The 19,952-nt window shown below is 69.8% G+C and carries 20 protein-coding genes and 1 pseudogene; 10 read left to right on the top strand and 11 right to left on the bottom strand.

The window, feature by feature from the left end:
• Positions 1–622 (top strand): sensor domain-containing protein (locus A5700_RS20675; protein WP_231991436.1); only part of this gene is annotated, 622 nt, incomplete at its 5' end.
• Between the two features lie 3 nt (positions 623–625).
• Positions 626–1,615 (top strand): sensor domain-containing protein, encoded by a 990-nt coding sequence (locus A5700_RS20670; protein ID WP_068066579.1) that lies wholly within the window; start codon positions 626–628, stop codon positions 1,613–1,615.
• 7 nt (positions 1,616–1,622) lie between these two features.
• Here A5700_RS20670 and A5700_RS20665 read toward each other — a convergent pair whose 3' ends face one another.
• The gene (locus A5700_RS20665; RefSeq protein ID WP_068066576.1) at positions 1,623–2,387 is read right to left on the bottom strand and encodes a cutinase family protein; all 765 of its coding nucleotides are present in this window, start codon (positions 2,385–2,387) and stop codon (positions 1,623–1,625) included.
• Between the two features lie 589 nt (positions 2,388–2,976).
• On the opposite strand from A5700_RS20665, the gene A5700_RS20660 reads away from it, so the two are divergent.
• Positions 2,977–4,464 carry an NAD(P)/FAD-dependent oxidoreductase gene (locus A5700_RS20660; protein WP_068066573.1) on the top strand — a complete coding sequence of 496 codons (1,488 nt, stop codon included), beginning with the start codon at positions 2,977–2,979 and terminating at the stop codon, positions 4,462–4,464.
• Here A5700_RS20660 and A5700_RS20655 read toward each other — a convergent pair.
• Genes A5700_RS20655 through A5700_RS20645 form a run of 3 tightly spaced genes read right to left on the bottom strand, consistent with a single transcriptional unit; the run spans position 4,457 to position 6,767 of the window.
• Entirely contained in the window at positions 4,457–5,014 is a 558-nt protein-coding gene (locus tag A5700_RS20655) for an ester cyclase (RefSeq protein ID WP_068066571.1), read from the bottom strand. The genes A5700_RS20660 and A5700_RS20655 overlap by 8 nt on opposite strands.
• A gap of 54 nt (positions 5,015–5,068) precedes the next feature.
• Positions 5,069–6,379, bottom strand: coding sequence for a cytochrome P450 (locus A5700_RS20650; RefSeq protein ID WP_068066568.1), 1,311 nt, complete (start codon positions 6,377–6,379; stop codon positions 5,069–5,071).
• A gap of 40 nt (positions 6,380–6,419) precedes the next feature.
• Positions 6,420–6,767: an MmpS family transport accessory protein gene (locus A5700_RS20645; RefSeq protein ID WP_068066565.1), complete on the bottom strand. Its 348-nt coding sequence runs from the start codon at positions 6,765–6,767 to the stop codon at positions 6,420–6,422.
• Positions 6,768–6,919: 152 nt separating this feature from the next.
• On the opposite strand from A5700_RS20645, the gene A5700_RS20640 reads away from it, so the two are divergent.
• Complete coding sequence (locus A5700_RS20640) at positions 6,920–8,005, top strand: dihydrodipicolinate reductase (RefSeq protein ID WP_068066562.1); 1,086 nt, start codon at positions 6,920–6,922, stop codon at positions 8,003–8,005.
• A 109-nt stretch (positions 8,006–8,114) separates the two neighbouring features.
• Positions 8,115–9,953 (top strand): Hsp70 family protein, encoded by a 1,839-nt coding sequence (locus A5700_RS20635; protein WP_068066593.1) that lies wholly within the window; start codon positions 8,115–8,117, stop codon positions 9,951–9,953.
• A gap of 18 nt (positions 9,954–9,971) precedes the next feature.
• On the opposite strand, the gene A5700_RS20630 is transcribed toward A5700_RS20635, so the two are convergent.
• The 4 genes from A5700_RS20630 to A5700_RS20615 form a co-directional block, all read right to left on the bottom strand.
• On the bottom strand, positions 9,972–10,412 hold the full coding sequence (locus A5700_RS20630; RefSeq protein ID WP_068066559.1) for a hypothetical protein: 441 nt from the start codon (positions 10,410–10,412) through the stop codon (positions 9,972–9,974).
• Positions 10,413–10,486: 74 nt separating this feature from the next.
• On the bottom strand, positions 10,487–11,584 hold the full coding sequence (locus A5700_RS20625) for an SAM-dependent methyltransferase (protein ID WP_068066556.1): 1,098 nt from the start codon (positions 11,582–11,584) through the stop codon (positions 10,487–10,489).
• A gap of 52 nt (positions 11,585–11,636) precedes the next feature.
• Positions 11,637–12,260, bottom strand: a complete 624-nt coding sequence (locus A5700_RS20620; protein ID WP_068066554.1) for an MBL fold metallo-hydrolase — start codon at positions 12,258–12,260, stop codon at positions 11,637–11,639.
• Complete coding sequence (locus A5700_RS20615) at positions 12,260–13,345, bottom strand: S-(hydroxymethyl)mycothiol dehydrogenase (RefSeq protein ID WP_068066550.1); 1,086 nt, start codon at positions 13,343–13,345, stop codon at positions 12,260–12,262. Before A5700_RS20615 ends, A5700_RS20620 begins: the two co-directional genes overlap by 1 nt.
• Positions 13,346–13,422: 77 nt before the next feature.
• Between A5700_RS20615 and A5700_RS20610 the strand changes: the two genes are divergently transcribed.
• From A5700_RS20610 to A5700_RS20600, 3 genes are all read left to right on the top strand, one after another.
• Entirely contained in the window at positions 13,423–14,481 is a 1,059-nt protein-coding gene (locus A5700_RS20610) for a class I SAM-dependent methyltransferase (RefSeq protein ID WP_068066547.1), read from the top strand.
• Positions 14,481–15,299, top strand: coding sequence for a serine hydrolase (locus A5700_RS20605; protein ID WP_068066544.1), 819 nt, complete (start codon positions 14,481–14,483; stop codon positions 15,297–15,299). Before A5700_RS20610 ends, A5700_RS20605 begins: the two co-directional genes overlap by 1 nt.
• A 164-nt stretch (positions 15,300–15,463) precedes the next feature.
• Positions 15,464–15,976 carry a DUF3145 domain-containing protein gene (locus A5700_RS20600; protein WP_068066539.1) on the top strand — a complete coding sequence of 171 codons (513 nt, stop codon included), beginning with the start codon at positions 15,464–15,466 and terminating at the stop codon, positions 15,974–15,976.
• 57 nt (positions 15,977–16,033) lie between these two features.
• Here the strand turns inward: A5700_RS20600 and A5700_RS20595 are convergent, their stop codons facing one another.
• Positions 16,034–16,975, bottom strand: a complete 942-nt coding sequence (locus A5700_RS20595) for a diacylglycerol kinase (protein WP_068066536.1) — start codon at positions 16,973–16,975, stop codon at positions 16,034–16,036.
• On the bottom strand, positions 16,972–18,552 hold the full coding sequence (locus A5700_RS20590) for an FAD-binding oxidoreductase (protein ID WP_197502737.1): 1,581 nt from the start codon (positions 18,550–18,552) through the stop codon (positions 16,972–16,974). Before A5700_RS20590 ends, A5700_RS20595 begins: the two co-directional genes overlap by 4 nt.
• 47 nt (positions 18,553–18,599) lie before the next feature.
• Here A5700_RS20590 and A5700_RS20585 point away from each other — a divergent pair, with 47 nt between their 5' ends.
• Entirely contained in the window at positions 18,600–19,169 is a 570-nt protein-coding gene (locus tag A5700_RS20585) for a TetR/AcrR family transcriptional regulator (protein ID WP_068066530.1), read from the top strand.
• A pseudogene (locus tag A5700_RS20580) lies at positions 19,166–19,753 on the top strand (FAD-dependent oxidoreductase); the annotation flags it as partial. The gene A5700_RS20585 and the pseudogene A5700_RS20580, both read left to right, overlap by 4 nt.
• Here A5700_RS20580 and A5700_RS20575 read toward each other — a convergent pair.
• A complete protein-coding gene (locus A5700_RS20575) occupies positions 19,693–19,899 on the bottom strand; it encodes a hypothetical protein (protein WP_369828295.1) in 207 nt (68 codons plus the stop codon). The pseudogene A5700_RS20580 and the gene A5700_RS20575 overlap by 61 nt on opposite strands.
• Between the last annotated feature and the right edge of the window lie 53 nt (positions 19,900–19,952).

Below are 19,952 nucleotides of genomic sequence, written 5' to 3'. Positions count from 1 at the left end.
CGGCGCGACGGCGCGCATGGTGACGCCGAGCGGGCTGCCGGGCCTGCTGCCCAGCCTGGCCGACGTCGAAAGGTTCGTCGACGACCCGGCTTTGGTGGCGTTGCCGCCGAGCTATCAGCTGGCCCCGGCCTCCGACAGCTCCGCCGTCGACCGGCCCGAATGTTGGCCGGTGATGGGCGGCGGCGCCCCGGACACCGACATGCAAGCGCTGATCGGCTACTACGAGCAGGTGTTGAAGGACGCCAGCAACGCCCCCGCCATCCGCGAGGCCGGACAGTCGCTGATGGCTTTCCGCGACGCGGCGGGGGCGCAACGCCAGTACGCGAACCTGGTGTCGATCTGGCGGCGGTGTGGGGGATCGACGATGAACATCCTGCCGCCGCCCGGCAAGCAGGACAAGCCGGTTCTCGTGTCGATGAGCGTGCCCGCCGACGCCGGAAACGGCATCACCACCATGGTGCTCACGGCCCAAGGCCCGCTGATGCGCTCGCGCAACGACCGCGCGATCGCCGTCAAGGGCAACGTGGTCGCCGACATCAACGTCGTCCTGGTCGACACCGACCGTGGCCAGCAAGCGGTGCTCGACATCGTCAACGCCATCCTCGGCAAGATCCCGGGCTGAGAGATGTCAAACCCGTTCGGCGGCAACCCCTTCAACGCCGGCCCTTTTCCGCCGCCGCAGCAGGCCGCTGCGCCGCCGGCCCCGCCGCGCGACGAGGTCAACGTGTTGGCGACGCTGTCGGTGATCTTCGCGTTCGTGTTCGCCCCCGCGGGAGCGCTTTTCGGGCACCTGGGGTTGGTGCAGATCCGTCGGACCGGGGAGAGGGGCCGCGACCGGGCGTTGATCGGCACCACCCTGTCCTATGTGTTCATCACTGTCGCGGTGGTGGCGCTGATCGGGGAAGCCACGCTGCCGCGGACCACACAGACGACGGCGCCGACGAGCACGACCACCAGCACGGCCGCCACGAGAACGACCGCCACCACGACGACGACCACGGCGCCGCCGCCTACGGTGGCCCCCGCCGACCTGGACGGTTTGCTGCCCAGCGTCGAGGACGTCGAAAACACCACGGGCGACCGCACGATGACCACCAGGCGGACGCTGCACCAACCCACCGCCGACGACCCGCGAGGCCAACTAGAGCGGCCGGAATGCTGGCCCGTCGAGGAGTCCAGCGCGCCCGAGGGATACGACGGATCGGGATTCACCGGGTTCTCCGCCCGGGAAATTGTGGACAGCCACGACGTCTATCACCAGTGGAACACCGGTGCGGGCGTCGCGGCGTATCGGGACGCCACCGCGGCTCAGGCGCAACTGGCCAAGCTGCAGTCGGCCTTCCGTCAATGCGGCGGCTCGACTATCAAGGCGACCTGGCCCAACGGCAAGACCTGGCCGATGACCATCACCTCACCCGCTGATGCCGGCAACGGCATCAGCACCGTGCAACTGCTGGCGCAGACAACCGTGCCGATCTCCTGCACCCACGCCGTCGCCGCCAAGCTCAACGTGGTCGTCGACGTCCTCACCTGCTCCACCACGCCGACCGCGGCCGAGAGTCAGCAAGCCACCGTGTCGCTCACAAACTCGATCCTCGGCAAGATGCCCGCCTAGCGGCCGGTCAGCCCCCGAAGCCGCTGCCGGCCGGGGCCGCGACCGGCGCCGGCGGCGGCGGACCGCCCAGGCCGAGGTGGCTGGAGGCGAAGGCCACGCCCTTGTCGATCATCGAGCCGTCGTCGACATAGCTGTTGTGCGCCGAGAAGTTGAGCCCGTCGGAGCACACCGGGTCGTCGGTGGCGCACACCTTGACGGTCTTAGCGTCGAACATCGGGCCGATGACGACCGGCGGCTCGTTGAGGAAGTTCATCGCCCGCACATTCGGCATGCCGAACAGCACGACGGACGAAATGTGGCTGGCCACCGCGGGATCCAGCGGCTTCGGCACGGTCGCCGGGTCGACGCCGTCGGGGACGGACGGCGAGGTCACGAAGCCCATCACGGCCGCGCCCTGCGAGTAGCCGCCGAGCACCATCTGGGTGTTGGGGCAGTCGTGCGCCATCGACACCACGTGCGCACCCGCGTCCCGAACACCGTCCACCCCGGTTGCCCACTGATCACTGGCGGGATAGTTCACCGGATAGACGTCAAAGGACCTGTTGCCGACGCGTTGATGCAGCGCGTCGACGAACGCCTGGCCGGTCGGCCCGACGCCGGGCGCCTCACCGGTGCCCCGGGCGAACACCACCTGGATGTCCGGACACTGGGCGGAGGCGGAGGGGAGAGCAGAGCCGACCAGGACGGACGCGCCGACGGCGGACACTGCGGCTGCTGCGGGTACAAGGGAACGAATGACGTGACGTGCGACCATGCCGGACAACTTGCCCATGCCGACCCCTCTCAAACTCTGAATTCTGCGACCGTTCCTTGGAGTTTCCTGTAACTGGCGTTACGCGCCGCGCCACCGTGTGATCGCGCTCGTCGCGCCGCGCATCGGCGTGCTCGCGTCGTTGGGTCACGCACCGAAATCCGCCTGTAGCTGTCGTTTGGTCCCGAACTTTTAGGGTACCGAACCGACTCTAATAGGGTCCGACACACCGGCCTGAAGTGGGCGACGACATAGCCACACGCGAGACGGGCTTCGCTGCGATGACGGCGACGCCGAGCGCGGGGGGCCTCGAGAAGTGGTCGCCCGCAGGGCAATGCGCGTGCTAAGTCCACCGCTAGTAGGGATACTCCTGCTCGCCCCGCGGGTGCGGCAGGCCACGCCACATCGCCGCCGACCAGGCACGAACGGTTTCTGGCGGCGTCTACCCGCGGCTGCACCACCCGGTCACGGTTGGGCTGTCACGAAGGTCACATGCGGGCAAAGCCCGGCTGCGTCGGCGTGCATGCGCTATTAGAGTTGCGTATCTTAGAGAAAGTTTATGTACTCGCCAGTAGAAACCACTGAGAAAAGCGTAAGCACGGAGCAGGCAGTGAATACGAACCGTTTCGACGCCATCATCGTAGGTGCGGGCTTCGGCGGCATCGGCGCCGCGATCCAGCTCAAGCGTCTCGGGTACGACAACTTCCTCATTCTCGAGCGCGAGGACGACCTGGGCGGCACCTGGCACGTCAATCACTACCCGGGCATCGCCGTCGACATCCCGTCGACCACCTACTCCTACTGGTTCGAGCCGAACCCCACCTGGTCGCGGCTGTTCGCGCCCGGCGCTGAGGTCAAGCAGTACGCCAAGGACGTCGCGGACAAATACGACGTGCGCCGCCACATGCGTTTCAACACGACGGTGGAAGGCGCGCAGTGGGACGAGGACGCCGAGGTGTGGCGGGTGGCGCTCGCCGGCGGCGACACGTTGACCACCCGCTTCCTGATCACCGCGACGGGATTCCTCTCGCAGCCGCGCCTGCCCGACATCCCGGGGATCGCCGGCTTCGAGGGCAAGATCGTCCACACCACCGCCTGGGACCACGACTACGACTACGCGGGACGGCGCATCGCCGTGATCGGGACCGGCGCCTCGGCGGTCCAACTCATCCCCGAACTGGCCAAACAGGCCGGGGACCTGACCGTCTACCAGCGCACCGCCACCCACGTGATGCCGAAGCCGGACTTCGAGTTCCCGGAGGCGGTGCGCCGCCTGTTCTCGCGGCTGCCGGTGGCGCAGCGGGCGTTGCGGTGGGTGACCGACGTGATCCTGGAGATCATCATGGTCGTCGGGGCGCTGCACCACCGGGAGACCCGCGGTCGCGGGAACATCTCGGCCGCCGACCTGGCCAAGATCAACCGGTTCCGGTGGCTGCGCAATAAGGAACTGCGGGCCAAGTTCACCCCGGACTACGACTGTGGCTGCAAGCGGCCGACGCTGTCCAACACGTTTTATCCCGCGTTCACCAAGCCCCACGTGCACCTGGAGACCACCTCGATCGAACGGATCGAGCCCGACGGGATCGTCACCGTCGACGGCCGCAAGACCGTCATCGACACCCTGGTGCTGGCGACGGGATTCGACCTGTGGGAGGCCAACTTCCCGGCCATCGAGGTGGTGGGCCGCAAGGGCCGCAACCTCGGCAAGTGGTGGCGCGAGACCAGATTCCAGGCCTACCAGGGCGTGTCGGTGCCGTACTTCCCGAACTACTTGGGTCTGGCCAGCCCGTTCGCCTTCTCGGGCCTGTCGTTCTTCCACACCATCGAATACCAGATGCGGCACATGAACCGACTGCTCGGTGAGCTCAAACGCAGGGGCGCAACCACTTTCGAGGTGACCGAGGAAGCCAACGCCCGGTTCCTCGACCGGGTGACCAAGCTGCTCGACAACACGGTGTTCTACTCGGGCAACTGCGCGACGTCACGGTCCTACTACTTCAGCCCCAGCGGCGAGGCCTCGCTGCTGCGGCCGACGTCGACGCTGAACTCGGTACGCGAAGCCGACAGCTTCCCGCTCAGCGACTACTCGTTCAGCTAGCGGCCCCCGACGTCGGCGCGATCAGCGCCGGGTCCGGCTTCTCCGAGGACATCGATAAGAATCCCCGCGCGCAGCGGGCGGCCAGCCACCAATTCGCCGGTCGCTTGAAGTCCAGCCCGCCGAGCAGCTGCTTGATCATGGTCAACGTGTCGAAGTAAATCCGCTCGCAGACAAGCGTTTCGGTGGCGTCGAACACGAAGTAGGCGGTCATGCGGACCCGGAACCGGCTGCCGGTCGGCGGCACCTTGCCCAGGTAACCCAAATGCGTGCCCATCAGGAAGAACTCGACGATGACCGCGTCGGCGCTGTGCCGCAGCGCGATGATCTCGTGATCCTGGTCGGGAAAGGCGGTGCGCGTGTACGCGTAGTAGTCGCGCACGGCGGCGTCACCGTCGTGGACGAGGAGCTGCGGGATCAGCTCGTAGCGCGGATGCGGGAAGGTCGCCAGGACGTCGTCCCAGTCCTGGCGAACCTCGTCGTGAAAGTGGTCGAGCACCAGCTTCTCCCGGGCGGCGAGCACCTCGGGAGCGGGAAAGACGGGGACGGTCACGGGGGACAGAGTAAGCCCGGTTGCCCAGCGCGAACCACGTGTGGCGGGTAACCGCTACCGGCGCGGCGGGGTCCAGGCCACCGGCAGGCTCTTGATGCCGTGAATGAACTGGGACAGCAGCCGCGCCGGCTCGGCGGTGGCGACCAGGTCGGGGATCTCGTGATGCAGTTCGTCGAAGACCACCCGGATCTCGCGGCGGGCCAGGTTCGCGCCCAGGCAGAAATGCGCGCCTCCGCCGCCGAATCCCAAGTGCGGGTTGGGGGTTCGGGCCACGTCGAAGAGCCACGGATTGGCGAACTTCGATTCGTCGCGGTTGGCCGAGTTGTACCACAACGCGACCTTGTCACCGGCCTTCATCTTGGTGCCGCCGAGCTTGACGTCGCGGGTCAGGGTGCGCCGCATGTAAACGACCGGGGAGGCCCACCGCACGATCTCCTCGACCGCCGTCGGTGTCAACCGCTCGAAGTCCGACCACCACTTGTCGCGTTCGGCGGGGTAGCGGGACAGGGCCAGCACCCCGTGGCTGATCGCGTTGCGGGTGGTCTCGTTGCCGGCCACCACCAGCAGGATGAAAAACGACGCGATCTCCGACGACGACAGCCGCTCGCCGTCGACCTCGGCCTCCACCAGGCTGGTCGTCAGGTCGTCGTGGTGATTGACGCGCCGGTCCTCGGCCAGCGCATTGGCGTACGCGCCGATGTCCATCGCGACCTGAAGAAACTCCTCGAAGTCCGTCGCCAGGTCGGGGTCACCGAAGCCGAGGATCACGTTGGTCCAGTGGAAGATGCGCTGGTGGTCCTCCTCGGGGATCCCCATCATGTCGCAGATCACCTGCAGCGGCAGGGGACCGGCCAATTCGCTGACCAGGTCGGCCGTCCCGTCGGGGTGGTTGGCGATGAGCGAGGCGACCAGCCGGCGCGCCCGCTCCCGCACCGACGCCTCGATGCGCGCCACCACCTTAGGGGTGAACGCGCGGCTGACGATCGAGCGCAACCGCTGGTGGCGCGGATCGTCGAGCACGATCATCGAGCCGAAGTACTCGGCGATCTCGGGGTTGTTGTCCGGGATGGTGATGTTCGGGCTGGAGGAGAAGACCTCCGGATGGCGGCTGGCGTAATGCACGTCGTCGTGGGTGGTCAAAGCCCAATAACCCTGGCCACTCTCGAATCCCTCGACCTCGATCGCGGGCCAGAACGAGATGGGCGCCTCGCGCCGCAGGGTGGCGAAGGCGCCGTCACGGACGTCGTCGTCCAGGCTCCAGAAATCCAGCGACTCGAAGTTGATGTCGCCGAGCGGGACCGGCGGCGGGGGCGTCCCGTTCTCGCGTGACGCCAGCCCGCTGCGCGGGCCTGTCTTGAGGCTCATTCGGACCCTCCTTCGTCTCTGGGGACGCGGGATTCGGTGGTCAGTGCGTGCAGACGGTCCGCGCGGGACTGCCCGCGGTCGCCGTGGCGTTGGCCACCACGTTGCCGTCGACGAAGATCTTGCAGGAGATGGGGCCGGGCCCCTGCGCGCTGATGGTCAGCACCTGTCCGCCGAACCCGGTGAACTGCGTGGACCAGGGCAGCGGCGCGTTCACCTCGTGCAGCTGTCCCGCGTCGGTTTGGTAGTAGATGAATTCCGCGGCGGCGGGCCCGCTCACCTCGTAGCGGATCGTGGGCATCTGGGGAAGGGCCTGGGCCGCGCCGCAGGCGTTGGCGAACCCGACGCCGACGGCGAACAGCAGCGCGGGCCGCACAAGACGCTTCGTCATGGCTTCATCGTTACACCCCCCGGGACCGCGCGGAAGCGCTTTGCGCGATGCCGGTCCAGCAGTGCGCGCCGCCCGCCCTTTCTACCGTTCGGCCTCCCGCTTACTGTGAAGCCGAGCGGGGGCTGGGGATCCGGGAAGGTGGTTTGACCGAGATGGCGGAACACGGCTCGAAGCGCGTGGTGGTCTGGGGCACCGGGTTCGTCGGCAAGATGGTGATCGCGGAGATCGTCAAGCATCCGGTGTTCGAGTTGGTCGGCGTCGGCGTCAGCAACCCGGACAAGGTCGGCCGCGACGTCGGCGACATCTGCGGGCTGGCCGAGCCGATCGGGATCGCCGCCACCGACGACGTCGACGCGCTGATCGCGCTGCGGCCCGACGCCTTGGTGCACTACGGCCCCACCGCCATGCACGCCGACGACAACATCGCCCTCATCACCCGCTTCCTGCGGGCCGGCATCGACGTCTGCTCGACCGCGATGACCCCGTGGGTGTGGCCCACCATGCACCTCAACCCGCCGAACTGGATCCGGCCGATCACCGAGGCCTGTGAGCTGGGGGAGTCGTCCTGCTTCACCACGGGCATCGACCCCGGCTTCGCCAACGACCTGTTCCCGATGACGCTGATGGGCGTGTGCTCGGAGGTGCGCCGGGTCCGGGCGTCCGAACTGCTGGACTACACCAACTACGAGGGTGACTACGAGGTCGAGATGGGCATCGGCCGCGAGCCGGAGTTCAGCCCGATGCTGGAAAACCGTGACGTGCTGATCTTCGCGTGGGGCGCCACGGTGCCGATGATCGCCCATGCGGCCGGCATCATGCTCGACGAGATCACCACCACCTGGGACAAGTGGGTCACGCCCACCGAGCGGACCTCCGCGCGCGGCGTCATCAAACCCGGCCACGTCGCCGCGGTACGGTTCACCATCAACGGGGTCTACAAAGGGCAGACGCGCATCCAGCTCGAGCACGTCAACCGGATCGGGCGCGACGCCGCACCCGACTGGCCGTCCGGGCACGACGACGACGTCTATCGTGTCGAAATCGACGGCACGCCAAGCGTTTTCCAGGAGACGGCGTTCCGGTTCACCGACGGCTCCGGCCGCGACGCCGCCGCCGCCGGATGCCTGGCGACGGGGATGCGGGCCCTTAACGCGGTGCCGGCGGTCAACGAGTTGCGGCCCGGCTGGGTCACCCCGCTCGACCTCCCGCTGATCGCGGGGGCCGGCAGTATCCGCTGACCTCGCACAGCGCGCACCTAGGTTGCGCTGACGCGCGATACAGGATTTACCGGCACAATAACGGCTAGCTTGGTGAGGGCGCGTGCTGGCGAAGACGGGGATGAAGCTGATGGTCGATGCAGGGGGGCCCGCGCTGGGCCTGTCGATTGGTGCCACCACCTTGGCGGCGACCACCGCGGACAACGCCCTCACCCGCAAACCCGTCCTGACGCTGTACGGCGACCGCGCCGCCGAGGTCGGCGTCCCCGCGGAGAACCCCCGGCTCGGCCGCCCGGGCCTGGTCATCGGCGGCTTTGTCAACCGCGTCGGCGATCCCCGGGGTGTCGTCGCCAGCGACGGCTCGGTGCACCGCAGCGAGGCGCTGCTGGCCGACGCGCTGCGGGCGCTGGCCTACGCCGCCACGAGGGGCCGGCCCCTGCCCGAGAAAGTGGCGGTCAGCTATCCCGCGCACTGGACCTCCGCGGCGGTCGACGCGCTGGGCACCGCGCTCGGCGAGGTGCCGGAATGGTCGAACCACCCGCGACCGCTGCTGCTGATCCCCGACGCCGCGGCGGCGCTGCTGGCGGTGCGGACCAACCCGGGCCTGCCCGCCGAGGGAACCGTGGCGGTGTGCGACTTCGGCGGCACGGGCATCAACATCACCCTGATGGGCGCCGGGGGCGACTTTCAGGCCGTGGCGCCGACCGTGCGCTTCGCCGAGTTCTCCGGTGACCTGATCGACCAGGCGCTGCTGAGCGTCGTCGTCGCCAACATGCCCAGCACTGGCTCGTTCGAGGCGTCCGGATCTGCGGCCATCGGGTCGCTGAGCCGGCTGCGGGCGGGCTGTCGAAGCGCCAAGGAGCGGCTGTCGATCAGCACCGCCACCGGCGTGACCGACGGGTTGACGGGAACCCGTGACGACACCCGGCTCACCCGCGCTGAGCTCGACGACGCCATTCGCCCGGCGTTGCAGCGCTGTCTCGCCGTCCTGGACGACACGTTGGCGCGCAACGACATTCGAGACCTCGTGGCGGTGGTCTCGGTGGGCGGCGGGGCGAACCTGCCCACCGTCACCACCGCGCTCGCGCGGCACTTCCGCGTTCCCGTCGTCACCACGCCGCGCCCGCAACTGACCGCCGCCGTCGGCGCGGCGCTGCGGGTGGCCAACCGTGCTGGTACCCCGGGCGCGGCGCCGGCCACGCTCGCGGCGGCAGCGGCGCCCGTGACGGCCGGGACTCCCGCCACGCGACCGGCACCTCCCGCGCCCGCCGCGACGGGCCGGGCGCCCTGGCCCGGCTCGCGGTCCCGCGCCGAGCCGGCCACGGCGCAGGCGACCGCGGCGCCGGCTACGGCCACGGGACAGGCGACCCCGGCCACGGCACAGGCGGCCCCGGCCCCGGACACCGCTCAGGCGACCGCGGGGGCGGCACCCGACACCGCTCAGGCGAGCGAGGCGCCCCAACCCGATGCCGACGACGCGGCGACCACCGTGCTCAACACGCCGGCGAAGCGGCGATTTTCGCTGCGATCGCGGCTGCACCGGCCGCCGACCGTCGCCATCGTGTGTGCGGCCGCCGCGCTCGTGCTGCTCGGGATCGTGGCGGTCGTCGGCCTCATGGGTCCGTCCGGCGGGGGAACGTCGGCGACGACGCCCTCGCCGGGGAACGCCACCACGCCGGCCGCGCCGCCGCCGGCGACCAGCGCGACCGCGCAGCCGGCGTCGCCGACACCCGAGGTTCCGGTGCCCACCACCTCGGATGCCGAACCGTCAATCGCGACCGAGCAGCCCACGACCACGACGCCCCCGGCGACCCCGCAGGCCGCCCCGCCCGCGCGGCCGCACCGCGCCGCGCCGCCGCTTCCCGGGGTCAACGGACCGATCCCGGGGCTGGACAAGGTGAATCAGATCATCCAGGAAATCGAGGGGGGCCTGGGCATCGGCGGCATCCCGCAGCTGCCCGGCCAGTGACGCCGATGTCGTTGCGGCTCAGTCTTTTTCGCCCTTGTTCTCCGCGGCGGCGGCCTTCTTGAGCTCCTCGTTGAGGGCCTTGTCCTTTTCGATCTGGTCCTGCAACTCCTGCTCGTCGCGCGTCCCGTCTTCTCCGGACTGAGCGGCGTCGTCGCCGCGGGACTGTTCCGCGTCGTCGGCCTTGCCCTGCCCGCCCTCGGGTTCCTGGCGGCGGGGGTTGCCGTCCTCGTCCAGCCAGTCGTTGACGGCCGTGCCGGAGACGCTGCCGCCGGTGCCGGGCAGCACGATGGTGGGCTTTTCTTTGTAGGCCTCCATCATCTCGGCGGCCTTTTGCTTGTCGTCTTCGTCCGGTTCCGGTTTTTCGGTCACCCGCTGGTCGTCGTCCTGGTCGGCCGCTTTGTCGTCGTGCTCAGCCGTCGTGTCTTCCTGATCAGCTGCTTTGTCATCCTGCACGCTCATACACCTACCCCCTAGCCACCGCAGATTTCGACGATGTCTGGGGGACTACCCGTAACGGCGTTGTGTCGAAACTCTCACCCGAGGGATCGTTGGCGCTTGACCAGCGACACCAACGCCTGCGGAATACGCATCGGTGCGGGTGCGCTTGACAGCCGCCGCGCCACCCCGTCCTCGAGCCCGTCGGCGAAATCCCGCGCCCGGGGATCGCCGACGCCCCCGTCCAGCGCGGCGGTCAACGCGGGAAACAGCGCGGACCGGGCGAAGGCGGCCCACTGGGCGCCGAAGGCGTCGGCGTCACCGTCCATCCGGTAGCGGCCCCAGAACCGATCCTCGGCGTTGAACGTCTCGAGATGCTCGATCACCAACCCCTCGAAACGGCCGCTGGGCGAGAACGGCGCGCGGAAGTCCTTTTCGGCGCGCGGGAACGTGGGAATCGCCATGCGGTGCACCTCGTCGCGGCGCACCAACCCGCTGCGCGCGTGTTCGTCGAGCGCCTCGACGACGGCCTCGAGCAGCGTGGCGAACCCGGCGGTGTCGTCCTCGTCCGCGGCGAGCGTGAGCACCACCAGCCGGCCCTCGGGCGCCAATTCCCGCCCGCGGAACGCCACGAAGTTGTGCCAGTCCCTGGCGGCCTGGTCGGCGTACGCCGCGCGTGCGCGGCCGTCGGAGCTCCCGGAGATGTGCACGTGATCGCTGATGTCGCAAGGCATTCGGCTCAGCCACTGCGTCGCCCAGGAGGTCCATCCGAGGTTGACGGTCTTCGACGGCACGATCTGGCCGTAGAAGGACCGACCGATCGCCGAGGTGAAGGTCGCGGCGTCCTGGTGCAGGTAGCTCTCCGGGTCGTCGCTGAGGGTGTGGAACAACGCCGTGAAGTCGTTGGGCGGTACGTCGGTGTGCGCCACCAGGATTGCGTGGTCGTGCCTGGTGCGCCGGCGCAGCACCCGGATCGCCGCCGAGATCGGCCGGAGCGAGTTGTGGCCGTTCGCGGCGCCGTAATCCGCGATCACGATCGGCTGCGAGCCTTCGGGCAGCGGGACCTGTGCGGCGGCGCTTTCGAACAGCGCGATGGCGGGCGTCAGGCCCGCGGCGCGCAGCCGCGAGGCCTCGGTGTACGCCGGCTCGGGCCGCACCACGATGCTCGACTCGGGCATTCGGGGCTCTGGCCGCATCCACCAACGATAATCGTTTCGCCGCCTGGGCTCTTGTCGATGAGCCGCGGTGTCAGTGGCCGCGCGCGACCCACTCCTCGTAGTGCACGATCTCCTCCCCGATGGAGGTGCTGTCGCCGTGGCCGGTGTGCACGACGGTCTCGCCCGGCAAGGTGCCGAGCCGGCCCGAGATCGACGCGAGAATCGTCGGGAAGTCCGAGTAGGAGCGGCCGGTAGCGCCCGGGCCCCCGGCGAACAGGGTGTCGCCGCTGAACACGACGCCCAGGTCGGGTGCGTACCAGCACACCGACCCGGGGGAATGGCCCGGGGTGTGTAGCGCCAACAGCTCGGTACCCCCGACGTCGATCGTCTCGCCGTCAGTGATTGCGCGAAAGTCCTTGCCCTCGTGTGTCATTCGCCACAGCACCTCGTCGGCCGGGTGCAGCAGCACCGGGGCGTCCAGGGCAGCGCCCAGTTCGGGGGCGACCGTGACGTGGTCGTTGTGCCCGTGGGTGCACACCACCGCGACCACGTGGCGGCCCGCAACGGCCTCGATGATGGGTTCGGCGGTGTGCGCGGCGTCGAACACCACGACGTTGGAGTTGTCGCCGATCAGCCAGATGTTGTTGTCGACTTCCCAACTGCCGCCGTCGAGTTCGAACGTGCCATGGGTGACGACCCGCTGAATCTCGACCATTACAGCTCCACCACCGACCGCAGCACGTTGCCGCCGTGCATCTTGTGGAAGGCCTCCTCGACGTCGTCGAGCCCGATGCGCTCGGTGACGAACTGCTCGAGGGGGAGTCGACCCTGCAGGTAGAGGTCGATCAGTGTGGGGAAGTCGCGCTCGGGCAGGCAGTCGCCGTACCACGACGACTTCAGGGAGCCGCCGCGGGAGAAGAAGTCGATGAGCGGCAGTTCCAGGCGCATGTCCGGCGTCGGAACCCCTACCAGGACAACGGTTCCGGCGAGGTCGCGAGCGTAGAAGGCCTGCTTGTAGGTCTCCGGCCGGCCCACCGCGTCGATCGCCACGTTGACGCCGAAACCCTCGGTGAGGTCCTGGATGGTCTCCACAACGTCGGCATTGCGGGCGTTGATGGTGTGCGTGGCGCCGAACTTGCGGGCCCACTCCAGCTTGGTGTCGTCGGTGTCCACCGCGATGATTCGCCGCGCCCCGACCAGCGCGGCACCGGCGATGGCGGCGTCGCCGACGCCGCCGCAACCGATCACTGCGACGGTGTCGTCGCGGGTGACGCCGCCGGTGTTGATTGCGGCGCCGATGCCGGCCATCACGCCGCAGCCGAGCAGGCCCGCGACGGCCGGGTCGGCGGCGGGGTCGACCTTGGTGCACTGCCCCGCGTGCACCAGCGTCTTGTCGGCGAACGCGCCGATGCCCAGCGCCGGCGTGAGCTCGGTGCCGTCGGTCAGCGTCATCTTCTGCGCGGCGTTGAACGTGTCGAAACACAGGTGCGGGCGGCCCCGCTTGCACGCCCGGCATTGGCCGCACACCGCGCGCCAGTTGAGGATCACGAAATCGCCCGGCGCCACCGCCGTCACGCCGGGCCCGACGGCCTCGACCGTGCCGGCGGCCTCGTGCCCCAGCAGGAACGGGAATTCGTCGTTGATGCCGCCCTCGCGGTACGTCAGGTCCGTGTGGCAGACGCCGCAGGCGATGATGTCGACCAGCGCCTCGCCCGGTCCAGGATCCGGGACGACGATGTCCACCAGCTCGACGGGCTCGCCCTTCTTGCGTGAAATCACACCGCGCACTGTCTGACTCATGGCTCCAACTTAGGGGTTCGCTACCACCCATCTCACCCCGGGCTCTCGCCCGATGACCCGGTGTAGCGTCGCAAAACGTGACGGCAGTGGAGAGCACCGAAGAATTCACCGAGAGGGTCGTCGCGGCCCTCGACGGCGCCAGCCTGACGCTCCTGCTGAGCCTGGGCCACCAGACCGGCCTGCTGGAGACCATGGCCGGCCTGGCGCCGTCGACCAGCGCGCAGATCGCCGACGCCGCCGGCCTGGACGAGCGGTACGTGCGGGAGTGGTTGGGCGGCATGACAACCGCGCGCGTCGTCGACTACGACCCGGCCACCGCCAGCTACGCGCTGCCCGCGCACCGCGCGAGTGTGCTGACCCGCGCGGCCGGACCGCACAACCTCGCGGTGGTGGCGCAATTCGTCCCCCTGCTCGGCGAGGTCGAGCAGAAGATCGTCGCCTGTTTCAAGCGCGGCGGCGGGCTGCCCTACAGCGAATTCCCGCGATTTCATCAGCTGATGGCCGAGGAGAGCGGCGCGGTCTACGACGCCAGCCTCGTCGACGTCGTGCTGCCCCTCGTCGACGGCCTGCCCGAGCGGCTGCGCTCGGGCGCCGAGGTGGCCGACTTCGGCTGCGGGAGCGGTCACGCCATCAACGTGATGGCGCAGGCGTTTCCGGCCAGCCGGTTCACCGGGGTCGACTTCTCCGACGAGGCCATCGCGGTCGGCGCGGCCGAGGCGGCCCGTCTCGGCTTGACGAACGCCACGTTCGAAAGCCACAACCTGGCGGAGTTTTACAAGGCGGACGCCTACGACGTCATCACCGTGTTCGACGCCATCCACGACCAGGCCCAGCCGGCGCGGGTGCTCGAAAACATCCATCGGGCCCTGCGGCCCGGGGGCGTGCTGCTGATGGCCGACATCAAGGCGTCGAGCCGGCTCGAGGACAACGTCGACGTCCCGATGAGTACCTACCTCTATACGACCTCGCTGATGCACTGCATGACGGTGTCGTTGGCCCTCGACGGCGCCGGGCTGGGCGCCGCGTGGGGCGAGCAGCTGGCCGTCGCGATGCTCGGCGACGCCGGGTTCGACGACGTGCGGGTGACCGAGATCGAGGGCGACCCGATCAACAACTACTACATCGCCAGGAAGTGATGGCGGCCCTCGACGCGTTGGCGGGCTGGCCGGTTCCGGCGTGCGCCGCCGCCGTGGTCGGGCCAAGCGGTGTGCTCGCCACCCACGGCGACGTTGACCGGGTTTTCGAGCTGGCCTCGGTGACCAAGCTGCTAGTCGCGCGGGCCGCGCAGGTCGCCGTCGAAGAGGGCGTGCTCGACCTCGACACCCCGGCCGGGCCGCCCGGCGCCACGATCCGGCACCTGCTGGCCCACGCTTCGGGCTTCGCGATGCTGACCGGTGACGTGCTGGCCAAGCCCGGCACCCGGCGCATCTACTCCAACCACGGGTTCGCCGTGCTGGCCCAGGCGGTGCAGAGCGAGTCGGGCATCGAGTTCGCTGGCTACCTGAGCGAGGCGGTGTGTGAGCCCCTCGGGATGGCCACCACCCGGCTGCCCGGCGGCGCCGCGACCGCGGGGTACGGGGCCTCGTCGACCGTGGCGGATCTGGCCGCGTTCGCGGGGGACCTGCTGCGGCCCCGCACGGTCTCGGCGCCGCTGCACGCCGAGTCGGCCAGCGTGCAATTCCCCGGTTTGGACGGTGTGCTGCCCGGATACGGCGTCCAGCGGCCCAACGACTGGGGCCTCGGTTTCGAGATCCGCAACGGCAAATCCCCGCACTGGACCGGTGGCCGCAACTCCGCGCGCACCTTCGGCCATTTCGGTCAGGCAGGGGGTTTCATCTGGGCCGATCCCGACGCCGACCTGGCGCTGGTGGTCCTGACGGACCGGGATTTCGGCGACTGGGCGTTGCAGCCGTGGCCGGCCGTCTCCGACGCGGTGATAGCTCAATACGGCTAATTGGCGGCTAATTGGCACTGCACACTAGCGCAACACGGGCATCACAAGGCACAATAGACACGCGAGACACACAATTTAACATTCGCGACTGCACGCTAGCGCGCTCGTCGGGTTCACCAGGTCGTTGGGGAAGACGTCCCTCGTGGAACCGAAGGAGCAAAACTATGCGAGCGTCGAATCAATTTGCCGACGTGACCACCGGCGTGGTGTACGTGCACGCTTCGCCGGCTGCGGTTTGCCCGCATGTGGAGTGGGCTCTGTCGTCGTCCCTCGGGGCGAAGGCGAATCTCACGTGGACGCCGCAGCCCGCGATGCCCGGGCAGCTGCGCGCCGTCACCAATTGGGTCGGTCCCGTGGGCACCGGCGCCAAGTTGGCCAACGCGTTGCGCTCCTGGTCAGTGCTGCGCTTCGAGGTGACCGAGGATCCCAGCCCCGGGGTCGACGGCCACCGCTTCAGCCACACGCCGCAACTGGGCCTGTGGAGCGGCGCGATGAGCGCCAACGGGGACATCATGGTCGGCGAGATGCGGCTGCGCTCGATGATGGCGCAGGGCGCCGACACCCTGGCCGCCGAGCTGGATTCGGTGCTCGGCACCGCCTGGGACGAGGCGCTCGAGGCCTACCGCGACGGCGGCGACGTCGGCGAGGTCACCTGGCTCAGCCGCGGCGTCGGCTAGCCGGGATCTCGCGACGAGGCGTGGCTGGCATGGTCTTCGGCAGCGCCACCGGAGCGGTCACTTCCGCGCGGGCCGCAGCAGCCGCAGCGCCCCCGGCACCGCCACGATCTCCGCGGGCAGCGGGCACGCGTAGTCGCCGTCGGCGTAGACGTTGATGCCCGGGCATTCGACGCGGATCGACTTCGCGCGCGCCGTGCTCACCTCGTCGAGGTTGATGTGGGTGCCCTTCATGACCGTCGGGAACAGCCGGACCAACTTGGACCGCGACGCCGAGTGCACCATGGTGATGTCGAGCAGCCCGTCGGTGGGGTCGGCACCCGGGCAGATCAGCAGCCCGCCGCCGTAACTGCGGGTGTTCCCGAACGCGGCGAGCGTCAGGTCGGCGTCGATCTCGCGGGATTCGTCGAGCACCATCCGAAACGGCAGCAGCCGCAACTGCGAGAGTTCGGCCAGCATCGCCAGGTAATACCGCAACCGCCCGTGCGGCCAGCTCATACGGTTGGCTCGGTCGGTCACCAGCGAATCGAAGCCGGCCGCCGCCACCGTGCCGAACCACGTATCGCGTCCGCCGCTGTCGCGAATGCGCGCCAGGTCGATGGTCTGCGCCCACCCGTCGGCCACGACGTCGGCGGCGGACTCGGGATCGTTGGTGGGGATGCCGAATTCGCGCGCGTGGTCGTTGCCGGTGCCCGCCGGGACGATGCCCAGCGGAATGTCGGTGCCCGCCAAGACCTGCAACGCGTTGGACACGACGCCGTCCCCGCCGGTGGCCATCACCGCGTCGGCACCCTTGTCCAGCGCGGCGGCGACGAGGTGGCGCGCGTCTTGCGCGTCGTCGCCGATGATCTCGACCACCTCCACACCGCGCCGATGCAGCCGGGCGATCGCGAGCTGCGCGGCCCGGATGGCGGCCCCGTGGCCGGAGGCCGGGTTGGTCAACGCGATCACCTTGCCGATCTCGCGCCGGGACTCCCCGGTGCCGGGCCGTCCGCTGGTCACGGAATCAGCTTGCCGGGGTTGAGGATTCCGGCGGGATCCAGGGTCGCCTTGACCGCGCGCAACACCTGCACGCCCAGCTCGCCCACCTCGTCGCGCATCCAGGGTCGGTGGTCGGCGCCGACCGCGTGGTGGTGGGTGATGGTGCCGCCGGTCGCCACGATCGCGTCCATGGCCGCCTTCTTGGCGCCGCGCCACTGCTCGATCGGATTGCCGCGCTGCCCCGCGACCACCGTGAAGTACAACGAGGCGCCGACCGCGTAAACGTGCGAGATGTGGCACATGACCAGCGCGGCAGTGCCGGTCGCGGCCAGCGCGTCGGTAAGCGCTTGCGTGACGGCGGCTTTGAGGGCGGGGACGTTCGACCAGTCGGTGGCGGTCTCCAGGGTCTCGCAGAGCGCGCCCGCCGACAACAGTGAGTCGCGCAGGTACGGCGCCCCGAACCGGCCCCGCTCCCAGGCCTGGGCGGGCGCCTCGCCGAGCGACGTGCCGCCGTTGGCGGCGAGCAACGCGCTGGTCTCGGCCTGCCGGCTTTCGACGTGGTCCGTGCTGCCCTCAAACACGGTGATGGCCAGGCAGCCGCCGGTGATCGTGTTTTCGCCGATGGCTTCGGTGGTGGCCAGGTTGACGCCCGTCTCGGCCTCGTCGGAGAGCCGGATGACGGTGGGCCCGGCGCCGGCCTGCGTGACCGCACGCAGCGCGGCGGCCCCTGTCGGGAAGTCGGGGAACGACCAGGCCTCGTAGCGCACGGCTTCGGGAACCCGGTGCACGCGCAGCCGCACCTCGGTGATGACGCCGAAGACGCCCTCCGAGCCGATCAGCAGCTGCCGCAGGTCTGGCCCGGCGGCGGATTCCGGCGCGCGACCCAGGTCCAGCGGGCCCACCGGCGTCACCACCCGCAGGCCCCGCACCATGTCGTTGAAGCGGCCGTAACCCGCCGAGTCCTGCCCGGACGAGCGGGTCGCGGCGAACCCGCCGATGGTGGCGTACTCGAAGCTCTGCGGGAAGTGGCCCAGCGAAAAACCATGCGCGCCAAGCAGTTCCTCGGCCTGCGGGCCGGTCACCCCGGCGCCCAGGACGGCCTGGCCGGACACCTCGTCCAGGGAGATCAACCGGTCGAAGCGGCGCAGGTCCAGCGAGACGACGGCGGGGAACTCGCCGCGGGCGGGTTCGAGCCCACCCACGACGCTGGTACCCCCGCCGAACGGGACGACCGCGATGCGGTGCTCGGAGCAGTAGCTCAGGATGGCGGCGACGGACTCGTCGTCGCCGGGAAGCAGGATGGCGTCGGGCGCGTCCTGCTCGCCCGTGTCCCGGCGGCGCAACAGGTCGAGGGTGGACTTGCCGCCCGCGTGCAGCAGCCGGTCGAGGTCGGCGGTGCGGCAGTACTCGGCGCCGACGATGGCGGCCAGTGCCTGCCGATCGGCCTCCGCCAACGCCGAGGGCCGCAGCCGCACCTGGTCGGCCGGCAGCTCCGCGTCGCCCGAATCCGCAACGCCCACCGCTTGTTTCAGCAGCGCCCGGATGCCGTCGGACAGCGGCTTGGCCGCCGCCGGATCTCCCCAGGCGTTCCACTTCATGGGCGGGAGCAGGGCGTCGGCTTGCGTCATGCGTTACAGTATTACACATGTTGTCAATCCGTAACGACAGCGTGGACGTCGGTGAGCGGATCCTCGCGGCGGCCGCCAGCTGCGTGGTCGACTTCGGCGTCGACCGGGTGACGCTGGCCGAGATCGCGCGGCGCGCGGGCGTCAGCAGGCCCACGGTGTACCGGCGCTGGCCCGACACCCGATCGGTGGTCGCGGCGCTGCTGACCCGGCACGTGACCGCGGCGATGCGTGCGGCGCCGCTGCTGGGTGACGACCGGGAATCGCTGGTACGCCAGGTCGTTACGGTGGCCGACCTGCTGCGCGCCGACGACCTGGTGATGTCGGTGCTGCATTCCGAACTCGCCCCGATCTACATCACCGAACGCCTCGGGACCAGCCAGCACATGCTGATCGACGCCCTCGCCACCCGGCTGCGGGTGGCCCAGCGCGGCGGCACCGTCCGGCCCGGGGACCCGACGCAGCTGGCCACCATGGTGTTGCTCATCGCGCAGTCCACCATCCAGTCGGCGCAGATCGTCGAACCCATCCTGGACGCGGCCACTTTGGCCGCCGAACTCGCCCACTCGCTGAACGGATACCTCTCGTGATCGCCGACCCGACCGCCCTGAACGCCGCGCGCCGCTCCGCCGACCTGGCGGCTGTGGCCGACGGTGAGCCGCTGGACGCCGTGGTCATCGGCGGCGGAATCACCGGTGCGGGCATCGCGCTGGACGCCGCGGCGCGCGGGCTGCGGGTCGCGCTGGTCGAGAAGCACGATCTGGCGTTCGGGACCAGCCGCTGGAGCTCGAAGTTGGTCCACGGCGGCCTGCGCTACCTGGCGACCGGCAACGTCGGGATCGCGCGGCGCAGCGCCGTCGAACGAGGAATCCTGATGACGCGCAACGCCCCTCACCTGGTGCGGGCGTTACCGCAGCTGGTGCCATTGTTGCCGTCGATGGGCCGCGGCCAGCGGGCGGTGGTGCGCGCCGGTTTTCTGGCCGGTGACGCGCTGCGGGCGTTGGCGGGCACCCCGTCGTCGGTGTTGCCGCGGTCGCGACGGATCTCGGCGCGCCGGGTCGCGGAGCTGGCGCCCACCGTCACGCGCGCCGGCCTGGACGGGGGATTCCTGGCCTACGACGGGCAACTGGTCGACGACGCGCGCCTGGTGGTGGCGGTCGCCCGCACGGCGGCCGCGTTGATGACCGCACCGGCCGTCACGTCGAACGACTCCTGAGTCCGGCCATCGGTCAACCGCACGGAGGTGCCGGTGGCCTGCGACGCCGACACGTGCGTCAGGATGCGAGCGCCGTGCTGGGCCGCCGTGCGGGCGACCGCCACCACCAGGCGCGCGTCGTCGACCAGTTGCCCGTCGTAGGCCAGGAATCCCCCGT

The sequence above is a fragment of the Mycobacterium sp. E1214 genome, assembly GCF_001666755.1.
In the GTDB taxonomy this organism is placed as follows: Bacteria; Actinomycetota; Actinomycetes; order Mycobacteriales; family Mycobacteriaceae; genus Mycobacterium.
Note: the sequence above shows the minus strand (reverse complement) of the source record. Positions and strands in the feature narration are given on the sequence as shown.

What these genes read in the sequence shown, in the direction of transcription:
- A5700_RS20670 (WP_068066579.1), top strand. Translation starts at nt 626, where the DNA reads ATGTCAAACCCGTTCGGCGGCAACCCCTTCAACGCCGGCCCTTTTCCG.
- A5700_RS20665 (WP_068066576.1), bottom strand. Translation starts at nt 2,387, where the DNA reads ATGGGCAAGTTGTCCGGCATGGTCGCACGTCACGTCATTCGTTCCCTT.
- A5700_RS20650 (WP_068066568.1), bottom strand. Translation starts at nt 6,379, where the DNA reads ATGAGCCTCAAGACAGGCCCGCGCAGCGGGCTGGCGTCACGCGAGAAC.
- A5700_RS20645 (WP_068066565.1), bottom strand. Translation starts at nt 6,767, where the DNA reads ATGACGAAGCGTCTTGTGCGGCCCGCGCTGCTGTTCGCCGTCGGCGTC.
- A5700_RS20640 (WP_068066562.1), top strand. Translation starts at nt 6,920, where the DNA reads ATGGCGGAACACGGCTCGAAGCGCGTGGTGGTCTGGGGCACCGGGTTC.
- A5700_RS20635 (WP_068066593.1), top strand. Translation starts at nt 8,115, where the DNA reads ATGGTCGATGCAGGGGGGCCCGCGCTGGGCCTGTCGATTGGTGCCACC.
- A5700_RS20630 (WP_068066559.1), bottom strand. Translation starts at nt 10,412, where the DNA reads ATGAGCGTGCAGGATGACAAAGCAGCTGATCAGGAAGACACGACGGCT.
- A5700_RS20625 (WP_068066556.1), bottom strand. Translation starts at nt 11,584, where the DNA reads ATGCGGCCAGAGCCCCGAATGCCCGAGTCGAGCATCGTGGTGCGGCCC.
- A5700_RS20620 (WP_068066554.1), bottom strand. Translation starts at nt 12,260, where the DNA reads ATGGTCGAGATTCAGCGGGTCGTCACCCATGGCACGTTCGAACTCGAC.
- A5700_RS20615 (WP_068066550.1), bottom strand. Translation starts at nt 13,345, where the DNA reads ATGAGTCAGACAGTGCGCGGTGTGATTTCACGCAAGAAGGGCGAGCCC.
- A5700_RS20605 (WP_068066544.1), top strand. Translation starts at nt 14,481, where the DNA reads ATGGCGGCCCTCGACGCGTTGGCGGGCTGGCCGGTTCCGGCGTGCGCC.
- A5700_RS20600 (WP_068066539.1), top strand. Translation starts at nt 15,464, where the DNA reads ATGCGAGCGTCGAATCAATTTGCCGACGTGACCACCGGCGTGGTGTAC.
- A5700_RS20590 (WP_197502737.1), bottom strand. Translation starts at nt 18,552, where the DNA reads ATGAAGTGGAACGCCTGGGGAGATCCGGCGGCGGCCAAGCCGCTGTCC.
- A5700_RS20585 (WP_068066530.1), top strand. Translation starts at nt 18,600, where the DNA reads ATGTTGTCAATCCGTAACGACAGCGTGGACGTCGGTGAGCGGATCCTC.